Source organism: Novosphingobium sp. AP12 (assembly GCF_000281975.1).
In the GTDB taxonomy this organism is placed as follows: domain Bacteria; phylum Pseudomonadota; class Alphaproteobacteria; order Sphingomonadales; family Sphingomonadaceae; genus Novosphingobium.
In genome coordinates, this window is record NZ_AKKE01000120.1 from 18,056 (window position 1) to 33,412 (window position 15,357).

Consider the following 15,357-nt stretch of genomic DNA (forward strand, 5'->3'; position numbering starts at 1 on the left):
GCTGGGCATGGCGCGGAGTAGGCTCGTGCAATTGGACCGAGCGCTCTCTTCAACGTCAGGCGCAGCGCGTGACAATGACGTGGGCGTCGACGAAGATGGCGCGGAGAGATCGCTTCGAGGTACGTCCCGTGAATGCACCGCCGCCGCCTGACGCACTTGCCCCGCACTCCGATGCGGCGGCGGAAGAACCTGAACCGCGCCGGTTCCAGGATAATCTACAACGACTGACGCTCCTGCCCTCGACCTGGCAGGGGTTGGACCCCACCGCGATCGTGCAGAGCCTTCTCGATACGCTCCACAATATGCTCGAGCTCGACTTCGTCGGCCTTCGGTTCAGCGAGACGGAGCATATCTTCCTGCGAGTGGGCCAGGCTTTCGGCGCGGCCACCGGCAGGGATGACGTAGCGAAAGCGATCGAGGGCTGGTTGCAGAGCGATCCCGCAGACCGCCCGATGCGCCTCGCAGTCGGCGGAGGCGAGCTGTCGGTGGTCGCTCTACCGCTCGGTGCAATCGCGAGCATGGGCGTCCTGCTCGCCGGGTCGCTTCGCTCCGGCTTTCCGGCCTCGAGTGATATGACAACGCTGAACATCGCCGCCATGCAAGCCAGCCTGGCCTGCCGCGAGGTCCGCGAACTCAGCGCCCGTAAGACACCTGCAGATTTCCGCGCCGAGAAGCTCTCGGGCGACGCGCTCGCGCGTAGCGAATGGGAGCTGAACCTCGCGATCAACACCATACCCGCCATGGTGTGGTCCACGACGGCCGACGGAAGACTGGACTTCTGCAACCAGCACCTCCTCGACTTCGTAGGGCTGACGTTCGAGGAGATCAGCGGCCTGGGCTTCTACCGCATCTATCATCCCGACGACATCCCGCACGTCCTCGCCGCCTGGCAGGACATCATGGCGACGAAGCGCGGTCGCGAGGTCGAAGGCCGGATCAGGCGCGGCGACGGCACGTATCAGTGGTTCACCTTGAGGCAGAACCCCCTTCTGGACGAGGATGGCGCAGTCGTGAAATGGTACGGCGCGATCATTGACATCGACGACCGCAAGCGCGCCGAGGATGCCTTGCGGGAAACCGAGATTGCGCTCCTGTCGAGCGAGCGGAACCTGACCCTGATCATCGACTCGCTGCCTGTCCTCATCTGGTCGGCACGGCCCGACGGCAGTGCGGACTTCATCAACAAGAGGTGGCTCGAATATGCCGGGCTTCCCGCCGAGAAGATCCTCGATTGGGGCTTCCTCGACCTCTACCACCCCGACGACATCCCGGGCATGCTGGAGATCTGGAAACGGGATCTGGAGAATGGCAACGACACTCAGCTGAAAGGCAGGGTACTCGGGGCCGACGGGACCTATCGGTGGTTCTATTTCCGGGGAAGCAAGCTCACCGACGCGAACGGCACGGTGCGCTGGTTCGGGGCCAACGTCGACATCGATGACCTGCAGCGGGCCGAAGACGCGCTGAGAGCCGGCGAGGCCGCTCTTCAGCAAAGCGAACTCGAACTCCAGCAAATCGTCGAGACGATTCCGGCCATGGCATGGTCGGCCGGGCCGGACGGAATGCTCGAGTTCTGGAACCGGAACCTGAGCGATTTCGTGGGTCTGTCGTTCAATCAGATCGTCGGCACCGGGTTCTACCGCATCTTCCACCCCGACGATGTCGAGCCGATGCGAGTGGCTTGGGAGAACACGCTGGCAACGAAGCAGCCGCAGGACATAGACGGCCGGATCAGGCGTGTCGACGGCGAATATCGGTGGTTCACGCTTCGCCAGAATCCGCTGCTGGATGCTCACGGAAACGTCGTGAAATGGTATGGCATCATCATCGATATCGAGGATCGCAAGCGCGCGGAAGACGCCCTCAGGGCCAGTGAAGCCCGGCTGCAGGACAGCGAGCACCAGCTGCAGCAGATCGTCTCCTCGATCCCGGGACTGGCATGGTCGTCCGATTCCCGCGGGGCGACTACCTTCTGGAGCCAGCAGTATCTCGACTACGCAGGGTTGCGCAGCGAGGAGGTGCTGGGGTGGGGTTTCCTCGATCACATCCACCCCGATGATAGGGAGCACATGCTGGAAGTCTGGTCCGCCACGCTGCAGTCAGGCGCTCCGGGAGAAGCCGAGGCTCGTCTGCGCAGGGCGGACGGCCAGTTCCGCTGGTTCCTGATCCGCGCGAGCCCGTTCCATGATGCGGCCGGCAATCTCACCCAGTGGTTCGGGGTCAACGTCGACATCGAGAACCGCAAGCGTGCCGAGGAGCAACTGCGCCAGAGCCAGACCGAACTCGCCCATGTCACGCGGATGATGACCATGGACGAACTCGCCGTTTCCATCGCACACGAGGTCAACCAGCCGCTCATGGCGATCGTCACCAATGCCGGCACATGCCTGCGCTGGCTGGACGACGGACAACTCGACGTCGCCATGGCACGGGAGGCCGCCGAGCGCATCGTCCGCGACGGACACCGCGCGGGGGAGATCGTTACCAGCATCCGCGCGCTGGCGCGCAAGGCCGCACCGAGGATGGAAAGGCTCGATCTGGAAAAGGTGATCCAGGGGGTTCTGGATCTGCTGCGCGGCGAACTCCAACGCCGGGGCGTCGCTTCGAAGACAGAGTTCTCGGGAAAAGTTCCTTCGATCTACGGAGACCCGACGCAGCTTCAGCAGGTCGTCCTCAACCTCATCATGAACGGCGTCGAGGCGATGACTCAGGTCGATGAGGGTCACCGACGCCTGACCGTTCGGACCGATGTCGCGGCGGGCCATGCGCAAGTCAGCGTTCAGGATACGGGCACCGGCCTGGACGCGGACAGCGCCGAGCGGATGTTCGAAGCCTTCTTCAGTACCAAGCCCGAAGGTATCGGCATGGGCCTGTCGATCTGCCGCTCGATCGTGGAAGCGCATGGCGGCCGCATCCGGGCGGCGAACAGTCCTGTGCAAGGCAGCATGTTCAGCTTCACCCTGCCATTGGTCGAAGGAGCCCTGATCCATGTCCCATCCCGCTGAGGGCGGCACGCCCGCCGTCGTGGTGATCGACGACGACCAGAGCGTGCGCGAAGCACTGCAGGGGCTTTTCCAGTCCGTAGGTCTCGTCACCCGCTGCTTCGGCTCGGTGCGCGACTATCTGGAGAGCGATCATCTGGGCAGCGCGGGGTGTGTGGTGCTGGACATAAGGCTCCCGGGGACCAGCGGCCTCGAGTTCCTGGAGACGCTTCCGCGGAGCGACCTCATGCAGTCCGTCGTCCTCATCAGCGCGCACGTCGACGTGCAGATGGCGGTGCGCGCCATGAAGGCCGGCGCGATCGACGTGCTCACCAAGCCGGTACGCGAGCAGGATCTGCTGGAGGCGGTCAATCGCGCCCTGGCGCAGGACCGGCTGAGGCGCGACGAGGCGGATCGCTGCGCCTTCATGCGGGCGCGGTACGCAACGCTGACCGAGCGCGAACGCCAGGTCATGACGCTGGTCGCCGCGGGCCTGCTCAACAAGCAGATCGCCGCGCGGGTGGGCATCACCGAGGCGACCGTGAAGCTCCATCGCGGCCAGGCGATGCGCAAGATGGAAGCGGATTCGGTGCCGGAACTGGTGAGGATGGTGGACTTTCTGGGCGACGCGGCGCGGAAGTAGTGCGATCCGGCTGACGGCGATGAAGATGGCGAACAAAGGGGATATGTGCGTGATCGATTTTTCCGGGCTCCAGTCGGTCAGTTCCGTGCAGGACGAATGGAAGTACCCGCAAGGTGCGGCAAACCGAAGCGGGCTGCTGCAGGTGGACAGCGCTCCCGACCACAAGCTCTACTGGGAGGAATACGGCAATCCCGAGGGCGAGCCGGTGATGTTCCTGCACGGCGGGCCGGGCGGCGCCTGCGCCCCGGTCATGGCACGCTTCTTCGACCCGGCCCGCTACCGCGTCATCCTGTTCGACCAGCGCGGCTGCGGCAAGAGCGAGCCGACGGTGGCGGGCGCGGGGCCCGAGATCGCGCTCGTCCGCAATACGACCGACCATCTGATCGAGGACATCGAAACGCTGCGCCGCGCCCTCGGAATCGCAGGCAGGATGCACGTCTTCGGCGGCAGCTGGGGCAGCACGCTCGCCCTGGTCTATGCGATCCGGCACCCGCAGAACGTCGCCTCCCTCATTCTGCGGGGCATCTTCCTCGGTGCGCCCGAAGACCTGCTCTACATGTACCAGGGCAACGCGGCATCCTTCGAGGATGCGCCCTATGCGCTGACCGAACCCGGGAGCTACGTCACCTATCCCGACGAGTGGAAGGCGTTCGTCAAGGTCATTCCGCCGGCCGCGCGCGGCGACATGATGGGCGCCTACAAGGCGATCTTCGACATGCCCGCGCCCACCGCCGCCGACCGCGAACTGCAGCTCCGGGCCGCGCTCGCATGGTCGGTCTGGGAAGGCACGATCTCCAACATGATCCCCCACGACGACGATCCCGGAAAGTTTGGCGAGGCGCATTTCGCACTGTCGTTCGCGCAGATCGAGGCACACTATTTCGCTAACGCCCTGTTCCTCGAGCCGGACTACATAGTCCGCAACATCGAGCGGATCGCCGCGCTGGACGTCCACATCGTCCACGGCCGTTTCGACCAGATCTGCCCGCTTACGCAGGCATCGAGACTCGTCGCTGCAATGGCGGCGGCAGGCGCGGTCCCTGCGACGTTCGTCACCACCAACGCCGGGCACAGCGCCATGGAGGCGCAAACCATGCTGGCTCTCACCGCCATCATGGACGGCATTCCCCCGATCGACGGCAGACTGACGATGGAGACCCGCCCTCACCAAGGCCAGGCGGGAACGGCTCCGTCTTGACGGGGACCGCAGTGCGTGGACGAGGACCGATCCAATGACCAAAGACAAAGGCTGGACGCGCCGTTCGGCCATAACGGGCGGCGCGGCGCTGCTCGCGGGCGGCCTCGCAGGAGCGGGCAGCGCCCTGGCGAGCAAAAAGATCGTGGAAGAAGAAGGCTATCTCCCGGTTGCGGGAGGCCGGATTTACTGGCGGCGGTTCGGCCGGCTTGGCAAGACCCCGTTGCTCACCCTCCACGGCGGTCCCGGGGCCGCGCACAACTACCTGCTGTCGATGAGGGCCTTGGCCGACGAACGTCCGGTGATCCTCTACGACCAGCTTGGATGCGGCAGGGCGGATGCCCCCACGAACGAGGGCCTCTACACGATGCAGCGTTCGGTCGACGAACTCGATGCCGTCCGCACCGCTCTGGGCCTCGAGAAGGTGATCCTTTACGGCCATTCCTGGGGCACGATCCTGGCCATCGAATACCTCTGCCAGGGACGCGGGGCCGGGGTGGAGAGACTCATTCTCGGCGGCGCCCTTGCGAGCGTGCCCCAGGCGGTGGCGGGCATGGCCCGCCTGATCGACGGGATGCCGGGCGACTACGCGGCAAAACTGCGCGCGCTGGAGCGCGAAGGCCGAACGGCCACTCCCGAATATGCAGCGCTGGCGCAGAAGTTCTACGACAACTTCGTCATCCGAACGCCCCCCTCCCCGGACGCGCTGGCCAGCTTCGATGCCTTGTCCAAATCCATCGCATACCGGGTCATGAACGGGCAGAACGAGTTTTCCATCAGCGGCGTCATCAAGGACTGGGATCGTCGCAAGGATCTCAAAGCGATCACGCACGCGACGCTCATCACCACCGGCGAGTTCGACGAGATTACCCTCGACTGCCACGAGACTATCCGTGACGGCCTTGGTGGACCGACCAGCCTCGTCACCATGCGCGGCTGCTCGCACCTGACGATGTGCGAGCAGCCTGACGAATACAATGCCCTGCTAAGACGTTTCCTAAACGCGGCTTGATCACACGCAATTGGATAGCGGACCGCCGTGTCTCAAATTGAGGCGATCCGCCATCAGCACAAAATCGGCAAGCGTGCGGGCGCCCATTTTGCGCATGGCCTTGCCGCGATAGATTTTGACGGTCACTTCGCTCAGGCCGATCTCGAACGCGACCTGCTTGTTCATCTTGCCCCTGGCCACCAGACCCATCACTTCTTTCTCACGGCAAGTCAGGGTCGCCATCCGATCGCGCAGCTGTTGGGCCCTCGCCCGTTCCGCGCGTCGGGCGGCGTCTTGGGCCATCGCCGAGGCGACAGCATCCAGCATGTCCCGCTCGGCGAACGGTTTGGGCAAGAAGTCGATCGCGCCCGCTTTCACTCCGCGCACGGCCATCGGAATATCTGCGCGGCCAGTCATGAGGATGACAGGCATGAAAGCTGCTTTTCCTGCAAGCTGTTTGAGGAAGTCCAGTCCGTTCAGCCCAGGGAGAAAGACATCGAGCACGAGGCATCCGCACGAATGGTCGGGTGCAGAGGCGGCGAAATCGGCAGCGGCCCTGAAAGTGCGAACGGGATATCCCACCGACCTGAAAAGCCCGTCAAGAGCTTCGCGAATGCACGGGTCATCATCAATGACGTGAACAGTCGCGGCGTCTGAATCTGCCGAATTTGCCGTCACGCCTTTCATGAATTCTCCGTAGGTTGCGAAGTGCCAATTTGTCCTGCAGTGACCCGGGTCAGCGGCTGGACGTCGTGGATAGCGCAGATCGTAACGGTGGGGCTTACCCAGAATAACATGCGCCAGGATAATCGATCGCAGTCACCCAAGCCATCTGGTCAAAGGTCGAGAACAATACCACTTTGGAAGTGCCAATTGAGGCTATGCGAGAGCAAATCAGCGGGGAGTCTGATGAAATCGCTTCCCCGCTAGACATATAAGCTGCCCTGATTCCAGACGTTCGCAAGACCCAATCCGCTCCCTGAAACTGCACATTCGTTCACGAACACCGACGTTCTCGCTATGGAGCCGCCGTCGACGCCCTCTCCAAGACTAGGGGCAACAATGCGCATTGCTGGTAAACGAGGCGGCCTCGGGAGCGGCTATTTCGACGTCGACTATCACTTGCCGAAAGAAAGAGATAGGCGGCCATCGTCATCGATGGCCGCGGCATCCGATCGCCTAACTCTGCGCTCGCGTCTCGTGGGCGTGAAACAGCCGACCGCCTTCGATGACGTAGACAATGGCGAGCACGGCCATGCCGATGCCCAGATAGCCCACCGCCAGCGGCAGCGTCGTGCCCGCATAAGCCTGACCGATGGCCGAACCCACCAGAACCGCGCCGATACTGGTGATGAAGCCTTGCACCGACGAGGCCGTTCCCGCGATGTGACCGACTGGTTCCATCGCCATGGACCCGAAGTTGGAGCCGCAAAGCCCGATCGAGGTCATGCTGAGCGCCTGGAGGATGGTGAAGCTCGTCAGCGTCTCCAGCCCGGCGAAGATGACCAGCACATGCGCTATAGAGAGCCCGATCAACGCGAGCAACGCCGACTGCGAGATCAGTCGCGTTCCAAGCTTTTCCACAAGCCGGCTGTTGGCGAACGCGGCCAGTCCCATCGCGCCGGCGCAGATCGCGAACAGCCAGGTGAACTGGGCCCCGGCGCCGAACTCATCGACGAAAATCTGCTGCGAGGACGAGACGAAGGCGATGATCCCGCCGAACGTGAGCGACGCGGCCACCGCGTAGCCGATGGAGAACCGGTTCGTGAGCGTCAGCCAGTAACTCTGCCGCAAGGCAATCAAGGAGATCGGCATCCGGCGAGCAACAGGCAGGGTTTCTGGGAGGTGAAACAGCGTCCATGCGAGCACGAAGGCTGCGAAAGTGCCAAGCGCGTAGAAAATAAACCGCCATGGTCCGAACGCGAGCAGCGCCTGGCCCAGCGTCGGCGCCAGGATCGGTACTACAAAGAAAATCATTTGCGCGACAGACATGGTGCGGGCCATCTTCCGTCCGGATGCGCCATCGCGGACGATGGCGACCGCGAGTACGCGGGTCGACGCCGACATCAGACCCTGCAGCAAGCGCGCACCGAGCAGAGCCGCGAACGTCGCCGAACTCGCCGCGAACACGCTTGCGGCAACGAAGCCAATCAGGGTTCCGATGAGGATCGGTCTTCGGCCGAACCGGTCCGCCAAAGGACCATAGACCAGTTGCCCTGCCCCGAAGCCTACCATGTAGACGGTGATGATCCACTGCCGATGATTGGCATCGCTTATCGCAAGCTCACGGCCTATGTCAGCCAGAGCAGGCAGCATAAGGTCGACGCCCAGTGCGTTTACGGCCATGACTGCAGCGATAAAGGCGACGAATTCGCGAGGATGCATGGCGGCGGGGACAGGTTCGGATGTCATTGGCGGCGCTATCGGCGATATACCGCCGCGTTACAAGCGAGGCGTGCCATCCGCGCGGGACCCGACTTTGCTTGCGTTCAGCCGGATGGTGACCTCCAACTCTTCCATTGCCACACGCGGCACAGCGACTGAGCGAAGCATTGAACACCGGTTCCATATCTCAATTGGGATCGCCCTGATAGCAGTCGTTCCCGCGCCAAAATTGGCTGCCCGATTCCGGACCTTATTCATCGCTTTGAAGTGGTAGAGTCGGGGGGTAACGCGGTGACGTGCGGCGCGCCTGCGCGGTCAATCCGCGCGCGTTGAGGCCCGCAAGCAGGACAGCGAACAGGTACGTCAGGAGTTCGTAGCCTAGCTCCCAGCGCCGCGGGACGGCGATCTCCTGCGAAGCTCCTCCGGCTAGGTGATAGCGATTGATCAAAACAATACGCGCTGCCGTGACCACGATCGCAGCGCCGGTCAGACCCGCTATCACTATGTCCGACCACTTCAGGTAGATCAGCAAGCCGACAATGGCGTAAAGCGCGCGAAGCCGGCGATGGGCACCCGCATAGTGAAGAGGGTTGACACCAGATCCTGATAAACCGCGTCTGAGACAGGACGCTTATTGCCTTCGAAAAAAACATCACACCCATTCGCGTTCGCCTCGGCGCTGCTTGCCTTCTCTCCATAGGGTCACTCTCTCTCCCCCGGGGGTTAAGACAAGTTGACCATCGCGGCAAACCGAAACGGGGCGAGCATAGCATCTGGATTTGTGGGCTCTACAATCCTGTCTACCGGCGCAGGCGGGGAGATCAGTTTGCCCGTTTTATGTCCGATAGACATAGATGCAGGTTGGAACCCACCTACCTCAGCTTAGTTGGAAAGCGGCAAGGCAGATATTTCCATCGGCCTTCAAACAGGATGTAGCAGATGGTCCGGAAAGTTGTAATTGCGCTTGTAGCTAGTGGTATCGTGTTGTCGGCTTCTGCCTGCAACACTGTTAAGGGCGCAGGGCGTGACGTAAGCTCGGTTGGGCAAGCTGGCGAAAAGGCCATCAAGTAGTCGCAGCTAAATGATTACCGCCCGCCAATTTTCTTGGTGGGCGGTAATCATTAGAAGTCTACATTTATTTTACCGATCGATTCTAACGGACCGAACCACGCCGAAACAGGTTGACGATCGCAAGCAGCACAACGGCACCCAGGAAAGAGACGACCAACGAACTGAAGCTGTAGTCGCCATTCATGATGTTACCGCCGCCAATCAACGGGTTGATCAGGAAGCCAGCAATAAGCGCGCCGACAATACCCACTATGACGTTCAGAAACATTCCCTGCTGCCCATCGGTGCGCATAACCAAGCTAGCGAGCCAACCTAGGACGCCGCCGATGATGATCAGAATTATTATGCCCATGAAACTCTCCCGTTTATCATCCTCAAACCATAGCCAAGACGAGTGGTTCCTCACTGAATACAGGATACCCTAGCTCAAAATGACGCAGGTACCGAGGGCGGCACTCAAGGCGAGCGGCGGTGCGAAGGCGCCATTCTTGAGAAAACTCCAGAAGCCAACTTCTTGCCCCTCACGGCGGATAGTCTGTAGCCAAAGGATGTCACGAGGCTGCCGGTAATCGTAAAGTTGGAGCAAGATCGACACCGATCAACAGTGCGTCGATCACCAATCGCGGTGGTTGCGCCTGCGACTGCTGTGCTCGCGATATGGCCTGCGGGCAGGTTGTTCGTCAGGTTGGAGGCCGCCGTCAGGATCGTGCCGGAAAGGGCAGCGCCACATGCAGGATCGGCCTATACACCGCCAAAAGGCTGTGCAAGATCAGTAACCAGACTCTGTACGGTTTTGAAAAGAATTGGGGCCTACGAGGCCCAGTGTGATCGCAAGGCCACCTTTTGCATCGGAGCGGCAATTTCTATGCGGTCAGTCCAGCCGACCCGCGGTTATGGCCGCTCGTGCTGGCCACGTCTGTTGTTGAAAAAAGTTGTTTGCTCCGAATAGCATGGCGATGCAATCAACCAACCGCCAGGCTGGAGGCAATACCCGTCTTCGCAGATGTCCGATGGCGCACGCTCCGATCAGTGATTGGTCGAACTGCATCGCCATTCCCGCGGGCGATCGACATAGATTGCGCAGTAGCGCTCTATTCTGCGGCGAGCCTACCGTCGGAGTATGATACGCCGCCATAAGCGGACAGTTATTTGTCCACTTTGCGCTTGGATATCAGGTACGCGAGCAATGCAACGCCCGCGACGGCTCCTCCCGTGAGAAGCGCGGTGCTGCCCGGAGACAGACCGCCAAACGCGCGGTGCAATTGCGGGCGATGCTTCAGGCGTGCTAGCAACGGTTTGCGCTTCGAAAGCCCCTCGAACATCTCGCCGGGCCCTTCCGGGTCCAGAATCTTGTTGTCGGCCAGCCATTCTCGGACGGCATCGAGTTCAGGCACTTCATAAGGCCTAAGGGAACGACCTCCACCACGCAGTTGCTCGATGGTCTGGATAATCGAGCCGGTTTGCGCGAGCAGGTTCTCGATCGTCTCGCAATCGGTGTTCAAGTGCTCGGCCAGCAGCGTGTTGCGGATACCGGCAATCGTGCTGCGTTCGTCGGCATTGGCCTCCCGGCCGGCGTCGATCACGACATCGCATTCGGTATCCAGCCTGAGCGAGCGGTTGTTGAAGTTCGAGGACCCGACGCGCAGCACCTCGTCATCGACCACCGTCACTTTGGCATGAACGTAAATCGGCTCACCGCCAGCAGTATAGGGGTGATAGAGGCGCAGACGCCTATTCGGGTCCTGCTCCTGCAGGACCTCGACCAGTCTTGCTCGCGCGGAGTCCATCGCAATCGGCTCTAGCCAGCCTTGAGCGGAAGTCGGATGGACGATAACGAATTCCGGGCCATCGGGTTCCGCCAGCCGCTTGGCAATAGCCTCAGCTACCTTACGCGACGCAAAATACTGGCTTTCGGCATAAAACCAGCGCTTGGCACGCGCGATCAGATCAACGTAGAGCGCTTCGATCTCGTGACGAGGTTCCTGCTGCGCCATTTCCGGAACGGTCAGCGCGATGCCGACCTCCACATTGGTGAAATCGGCTTCGACGCCCGTTGGCCAACAGTCCCCCCGTGCGCAAACAGGAGCAAGCGCGCTACCGCCTGACACCTCCCAACGGGCGCGGCACATGTCGCCCAGCGCCTGCGCGACGGGACCCTGCAGCATTGTGGTGGCATCGTGCCATGGGCCGTAAGGCGTACCATCGGGCTCCAGACGACGCGGTTCGTCATCGGCGTGGTCGCGCGTGTCCCAGCGGTCGACAGTCATATCGATGCCACCGCAGAAGGCGACATCGTCGTCGATTACGACCACTTTCTGATGATGCGATCCGGCAGGGGGATGATGTCCGTCGAGGCGTAGGTGGATTTGAGGGTCCTTGATCCATTGCGCTATCCGAAGCAGCGTCTGGCCATGGAACAGGGTCTTGAGGGCTCCGGTGTCCCAGCGCAGGATATGCACCTGCAAGCCCGGAGTACGCCGGACAAGCCAACTCAGGAACGCGCCCACCCGGTCCGGGGCACCGTCTTCGATGTCCCCGGCAAAGCGGATGCGGGCATCGAAGTCCCAACCTACGAGCAGGATTTGATTCTTAGCGTTCATCATTGCCGCGCGGGCGGCCTTGAAGTAGTCATCTGCGTCCACGATGACGGCGGCGCGGGCGGCGTGCTCGATCCGCCAGCAGTTACGACCAGGTTCGAGCAGGGAAACGGGGCTGTCCATAGGCATCGCCATCGCAGGCCACCCCCGATCTGCCAAGCCTAACTTGGACCGGTCTTATTGAACGCGAGAGAATCGTTCGGATAGCGCACGAACCAGTGGTGCTTTGGCGCCATCGGCACGTAGCAGATGCCTGGCCCACATATGGTCTGTACTGGGATAGCCGCCGGCATTCCTGCCGAATGTGCCGCCATGGTGTCAGGTCACCAATATAAGCCGCGCAGATAGACTATTGCAAAAGCCCTTGGCTGAGCTTGGAATCCTGAAATCGTCCGAAACAAAAGGGCGATCGTGCCCTGGGCGTCATTTTAACCCCAACCACGACGCCCTTCGCTCTCGTTGTTGGTGACGACATCTTGATCCTCATGAACGCGTGCGAGATTCTCGAAGAAGCTGGATTTCGTTTCTACGAAGCGGCCGATGGCGACGCCGCGATGCAGCTTCTCGATCAGCACGCGGACAATGTGATCCTGCTATTCACAGATGTCGAAATGCCGGGCTCGTTGAACGGCTTTGAGCTTGCGAGGGCAGTGGACGCCCATTGGCCCGAGATTGGGATAGTCGTGGCCAGCGGCAGGCTGGCGCCCGAGCCCGGCGACATGCCGGATCGCGCAACATCCATAAGCAAGCCGTTTTCGAAGGACGTGGTTCACGACCACTTGCGAGCCCCCTGTACCTCGTTCGTGTCCGCGCAAACCTGCTGTAGGTTCTGCGGACGGGCCACCCTGTCGGGAGCGACCAATTCGCCCCCTGCGCCTTGAGCACCTGGGGGGGACATGTGCCCCGGCAGGTGGCCGCGATGACGTCCCGTGGGGAGTTTGCGCCTGGAGCGCCAGTACAGGGAACGACGAAGATCGCGGTTGGCCCGGACCATAGGAGGTCAAGGCCATGGAAAATGAGAGACTTTGGTTCGCCGGTATCGATTGGGCTTCTGAAATTCATCAAGCCCGGGTGTCGGATGTTCAGTAAGCGATGTTCTCAGCCCACGGCGGTCCAGGGCATGAGTTCGCTCACGGCGTTTGCTGGATGACCGTTCGCGAGCTTGGTGAGCGTTTCGGTCAGCCAGGTATGCGGGTTGATGCCGGCGATCTTGCAGTTTTCGACCAGCGTGGCGATGACCGCCCAGTTGTCGCCGCCCTCGTCGGAGCCTGCGAAGAGCGCGTTCTTGCGACTGAGGGCCAGCGGACGGATCGACCGCTCGACGGTGTTGGAATCCATCTCGACGCGGCCGTCATCGAGGAACAGTGACAGCCCGGGCCAGCGGGTGAGCGCGTAGCGGATGGCATCGGCGAGCTTGCTTTTGGCGCTGACCTGACGAAGTCGTGCCTCAAGGTAGATGTGCAGATCATCCACGATGACGCGTGCCTGTTCGGCGCGCACGGCGCGGCGGTGCTCTGACGAGGTGCTGCGAACCTCGTCCTCGATTGCGTAGAGCATGGCGATCCGACGCAGTACCTCGGTCGCGACCGGTGAGCTATCGGCCAACTCGTAGAATTTACGCCTCACATGTGCCCAGCAGAAAGCCAGGCTCACCTGCTGTCGGCGCTTGGCCAGGGCGGCATAGCCGCCAAAGCCATCGACCTGCAGGATGCCGGCGAAGTCGCCCAGATGTACCTCCGCCCGCTCGCCCTTGCGGTCGGGTGCATAGACATAGGCCACCATGGGCGGACCATCACCACCCCACGGTCGATCGTCGCGGGCATAGGCCCAAAGTTGGCCGGTCTTGGTCCGGCCTCGACCTGGATCGAGCACCGGTGCGGTCGTCTCGTCAGCAAACAGCCGCTCGGATCGTCGCAATCGCTCCAGGATATGATCGCGCAAGGGGCGCAAATACCAAGCCGCTCGGCCCACCCAGTCCGCCAGGGTCGAGCGATCCAGCTGGATGCCCTGACGGGCGTAGATCTGCGCCTGACGGTAAAGCGGAAGGTGATCGGCGTACTTGGCAACCAGCACCTGCGCGATCAGCGCTTCGGTGGCGATGCCACCCTCGACGATGCGCCCCGGGGCCGGCGCCTGGACGACCGTACTCTCGCATGAGCGGCAGCCATAGCGCGGCCGGCGAGTGACCAGTACGCGAAAGGTGGTCGGCACCACGTCGAGACGCTCGGCTACGTCCTCACCGATCTGGTGAAGCGCGCCGCGACAGCAAGGGCATGCCTTATCTTCGATGTCGACGACCTGTTCGATCCGCTCCAGATGAGCAGGTAGCGAGCCCCGGTTGGCCTTGCGCGGGCGATCCGCGGGTGCCCTGTTTGCCTTGTCCAGGGCGTGCTGAACCTCGGCGAGAGCGGTCTCGACCTCCTCAAGGGCAAGCTCGAACTGATCGGGGTCGAGCTGCTCGGAACGGCGGCCGAACCGATGCCGTTGCAGGGCTTCGATGATCGCCTTCAGGCGCTCGACCTCGGCCTGGAAAAGCTTGAGCGCATCAAGCTCGCGGGCTTGTTTGAGTACGAGCGCGCGGAGCGCTTCGACGTCGCTGGGAAGGTCCGCTTCCATGAGCATGCAGGCAGTGAATCAGGAGCAGAACCCCGCGTCAACCGGCAATCTGCGGTGCAATCGGGCGGCGGCCACCATGCACCCGGCGCCAGTCCAGACCCTCGAGCAAGGCACCCAGTTGGGCTGCAGTCAGGCGCATCACGCCATCCTGGATCGCTGGCCACTTGAACCCGCCGGATTCCAGCCTCTTGGCCATCAAGCACAGTCCCGTGCCGTCCCACCATACCAGCTTGATCCGGTCACTGCGCTTGGCGCGGAACACATAGATTACCCCCGAATACGGATCACCTCCGTACTCGGCGCCGACCAATGCCGCCAGCGCGTCCGGGCCTTTGCGGAAATCCACCGGACGCGTTGCTACCATCACCCTGGTGCCCGGGCCGATCCCGAGCATCACGCGGCAGCCTTTTGAAGAGCTTGAATGATGGCCACGACCAGGTCAGTCCGGGCTGCCTGTCCGATCCGGACCACCGCTCCGCCGACTTCAACCTCAATGCCATCGTGAGAGCTCGGCTGCGACGACCCGCCCACGACTGGCACAAACATGGGCTCGTCGCGCGGGGACAGCTTGGCGGCTTCCATCGCGTAACGCAGCTCCCTGCGCCATGTGTAAAGCAGCGCCGTGCTGACCTCACGCTCACGAGCAAAGGCCGCGACATTATCGCTGCGCTCCATCTCCGAAACCAACGCGAGCTTCTGTTCCAGTGTCCAAACGCGACGGCGGCCTGCCATCCCCGCGAGAACCTCGATCCGCCGCACAGGCTTCAGAGGCACTCCAATGTCGGTGTCCAATGCGCTTGTAAGGCGGGTCTCTTCCATCCTCCCACTTCAACCACAACCCTCGCGACAGGCAAGGTGGAGCCGGGACACCGCTTACC

14 protein-coding genes are annotated in these 15,357 nt (G+C 62.2%); 6 read left to right on the top strand and 8 right to left on the bottom strand.

The features are described from left to right. Window positions 1-128: 128 nt before the first annotated feature. From PMI02_RS15830 to PMI02_RS15845, 4 genes are read left to right on the top strand one after another with little or no spacing between them, the layout of a single operon-like run. On the top strand, window positions 129-3,005 hold the full coding sequence (locus tag PMI02_RS15830) for a PAS domain S-box protein (RefSeq protein ID WP_007684635.1): 2,877 nt from the start codon (window positions 129-131) through the stop codon (window positions 3,003-3,005). Continuing rightward, window positions 2,989-3,624 (top strand): response regulator transcription factor, encoded by a 636-nt coding sequence (locus PMI02_RS15835; RefSeq protein WP_007684637.1) that lies wholly within the window; start codon window positions 2,989-2,991, stop codon window positions 3,622-3,624. The genes PMI02_RS15830 and PMI02_RS15835 overlap by 17 nt, the downstream gene beginning before the upstream one ends. A 43-nt stretch (window positions 3,625-3,667) precedes the next feature. Beyond that, window positions 3,668-4,822: a prolyl aminopeptidase gene (gene pip, locus PMI02_RS15840; RefSeq protein WP_202948629.1), complete on the top strand. Its 1,155-nt coding sequence runs from the start codon at window positions 3,668-3,670 to the stop codon at window positions 4,820-4,822. A gap of 34 nt (window positions 4,823-4,856) precedes the next feature. Beyond that, entirely contained in the window at window positions 4,857-5,831 is a 975-nt protein-coding gene (locus PMI02_RS15845) for a proline iminopeptidase-family hydrolase (RefSeq protein ID WP_007684640.1), read from the top strand. On the opposite strand, the gene PMI02_RS15850 is transcribed toward PMI02_RS15845, so the two are convergent. The 3 genes from PMI02_RS15850 to PMI02_RS15860 all read right to left on the bottom strand — a co-directional run bounded on the left by PMI02_RS15850 (window position 5,832) and on the right by PMI02_RS15860 (window position 8,727). After that, on the bottom strand, window positions 5,832-6,497 hold the full coding sequence (locus tag PMI02_RS15850; RefSeq protein ID WP_007684642.1) for a response regulator transcription factor: 666 nt from the start codon (window positions 6,495-6,497) through the stop codon (window positions 5,832-5,834). Window positions 6,498-6,989: 492 nt separating this feature from the next. Beyond that, a complete protein-coding gene (locus PMI02_RS15855) occupies window positions 6,990-8,222 on the bottom strand; it encodes a multidrug effflux MFS transporter (RefSeq protein WP_007684643.1) in 1,233 nt (410 codons plus the stop codon). Window positions 8,223-8,445: 223 nt separating this feature from the next. Then, window positions 8,446-8,727 (bottom strand): hypothetical protein, encoded by a 282-nt coding sequence (locus PMI02_RS15860; RefSeq protein ID WP_036504176.1) that lies wholly within the window; start codon window positions 8,725-8,727, stop codon window positions 8,446-8,448. Between the two features lie 407 nt (window positions 8,728-9,134). Here PMI02_RS15860 and PMI02_RS26495 point away from each other — a divergent pair, with 407 nt between their 5' ends. Continuing rightward, window positions 9,135-9,266, top strand: a complete 132-nt coding sequence (locus PMI02_RS26495; RefSeq protein WP_081496718.1) for an entericidin A/B family lipoprotein — start codon at window positions 9,135-9,137, stop codon at window positions 9,264-9,266. Window positions 9,267-9,348: 82 nt separating this feature from the next. On the opposite strand, the gene PMI02_RS15865 is transcribed toward PMI02_RS26495, so the two are convergent. Together PMI02_RS15865 and PMI02_RS15870 are read right to left on the bottom strand one after the other, a co-directional pair. Next, on the bottom strand, window positions 9,349-9,618 hold the full coding sequence (locus PMI02_RS15865) for a GlsB/YeaQ/YmgE family stress response membrane protein (RefSeq protein WP_007684644.1): 270 nt from the start codon (window positions 9,616-9,618) through the stop codon (window positions 9,349-9,351). A 793-nt stretch (window positions 9,619-10,411) separates the two neighbouring features. Beyond that, window positions 10,412-11,986 carry a phospholipase D-like domain-containing protein gene (locus PMI02_RS15870; protein ID WP_157222550.1) on the bottom strand — a complete coding sequence of 525 codons (1,575 nt, stop codon included), beginning with the start codon at window positions 11,984-11,986 and terminating at the stop codon, window positions 10,412-10,414. Between the two features lie 362 nt (window positions 11,987-12,348). Between PMI02_RS15870 and PMI02_RS15875 the strand changes: the two genes are divergently transcribed. Beyond that, window positions 12,349-12,744 (top strand): response regulator, encoded by a 396-nt coding sequence (locus PMI02_RS15875; RefSeq protein WP_081496719.1) that lies wholly within the window; start codon window positions 12,349-12,351, stop codon window positions 12,742-12,744. 217 nt (window positions 12,745-12,961) lie between these two features. Here the strand turns inward: PMI02_RS15875 and PMI02_RS15880 are convergent, their stop codons facing one another. The 3 genes from PMI02_RS15880 to PMI02_RS15890 are packed head-to-tail and all read right to left on the bottom strand — an operon-like array spanning window position 12,962 to window position 15,298. Beyond that, a complete protein-coding gene (locus PMI02_RS15880; RefSeq protein ID WP_007684648.1) occupies window positions 12,962-14,485 on the bottom strand; it encodes an IS66 family transposase in 1,524 nt (507 codons plus the stop codon). A 31-nt stretch (window positions 14,486-14,516) separates the two neighbouring features. Beyond that, window positions 14,517-14,873 (bottom strand): IS66 family insertion sequence element accessory protein TnpB, encoded by a 357-nt coding sequence (gene tnpB, locus PMI02_RS15885; protein ID WP_007684650.1) that lies wholly within the window; start codon window positions 14,871-14,873, stop codon window positions 14,517-14,519. Next, on the bottom strand, window positions 14,873-15,298 hold the full coding sequence (locus tag PMI02_RS15890) for a transposase (protein WP_007684651.1): 426 nt from the start codon (window positions 15,296-15,298) through the stop codon (window positions 14,873-14,875). Before PMI02_RS15890 ends, tnpB begins: the two co-directional genes overlap by 1 nt. Window positions 15,299-15,357: the final 59 nt, after the last annotated feature.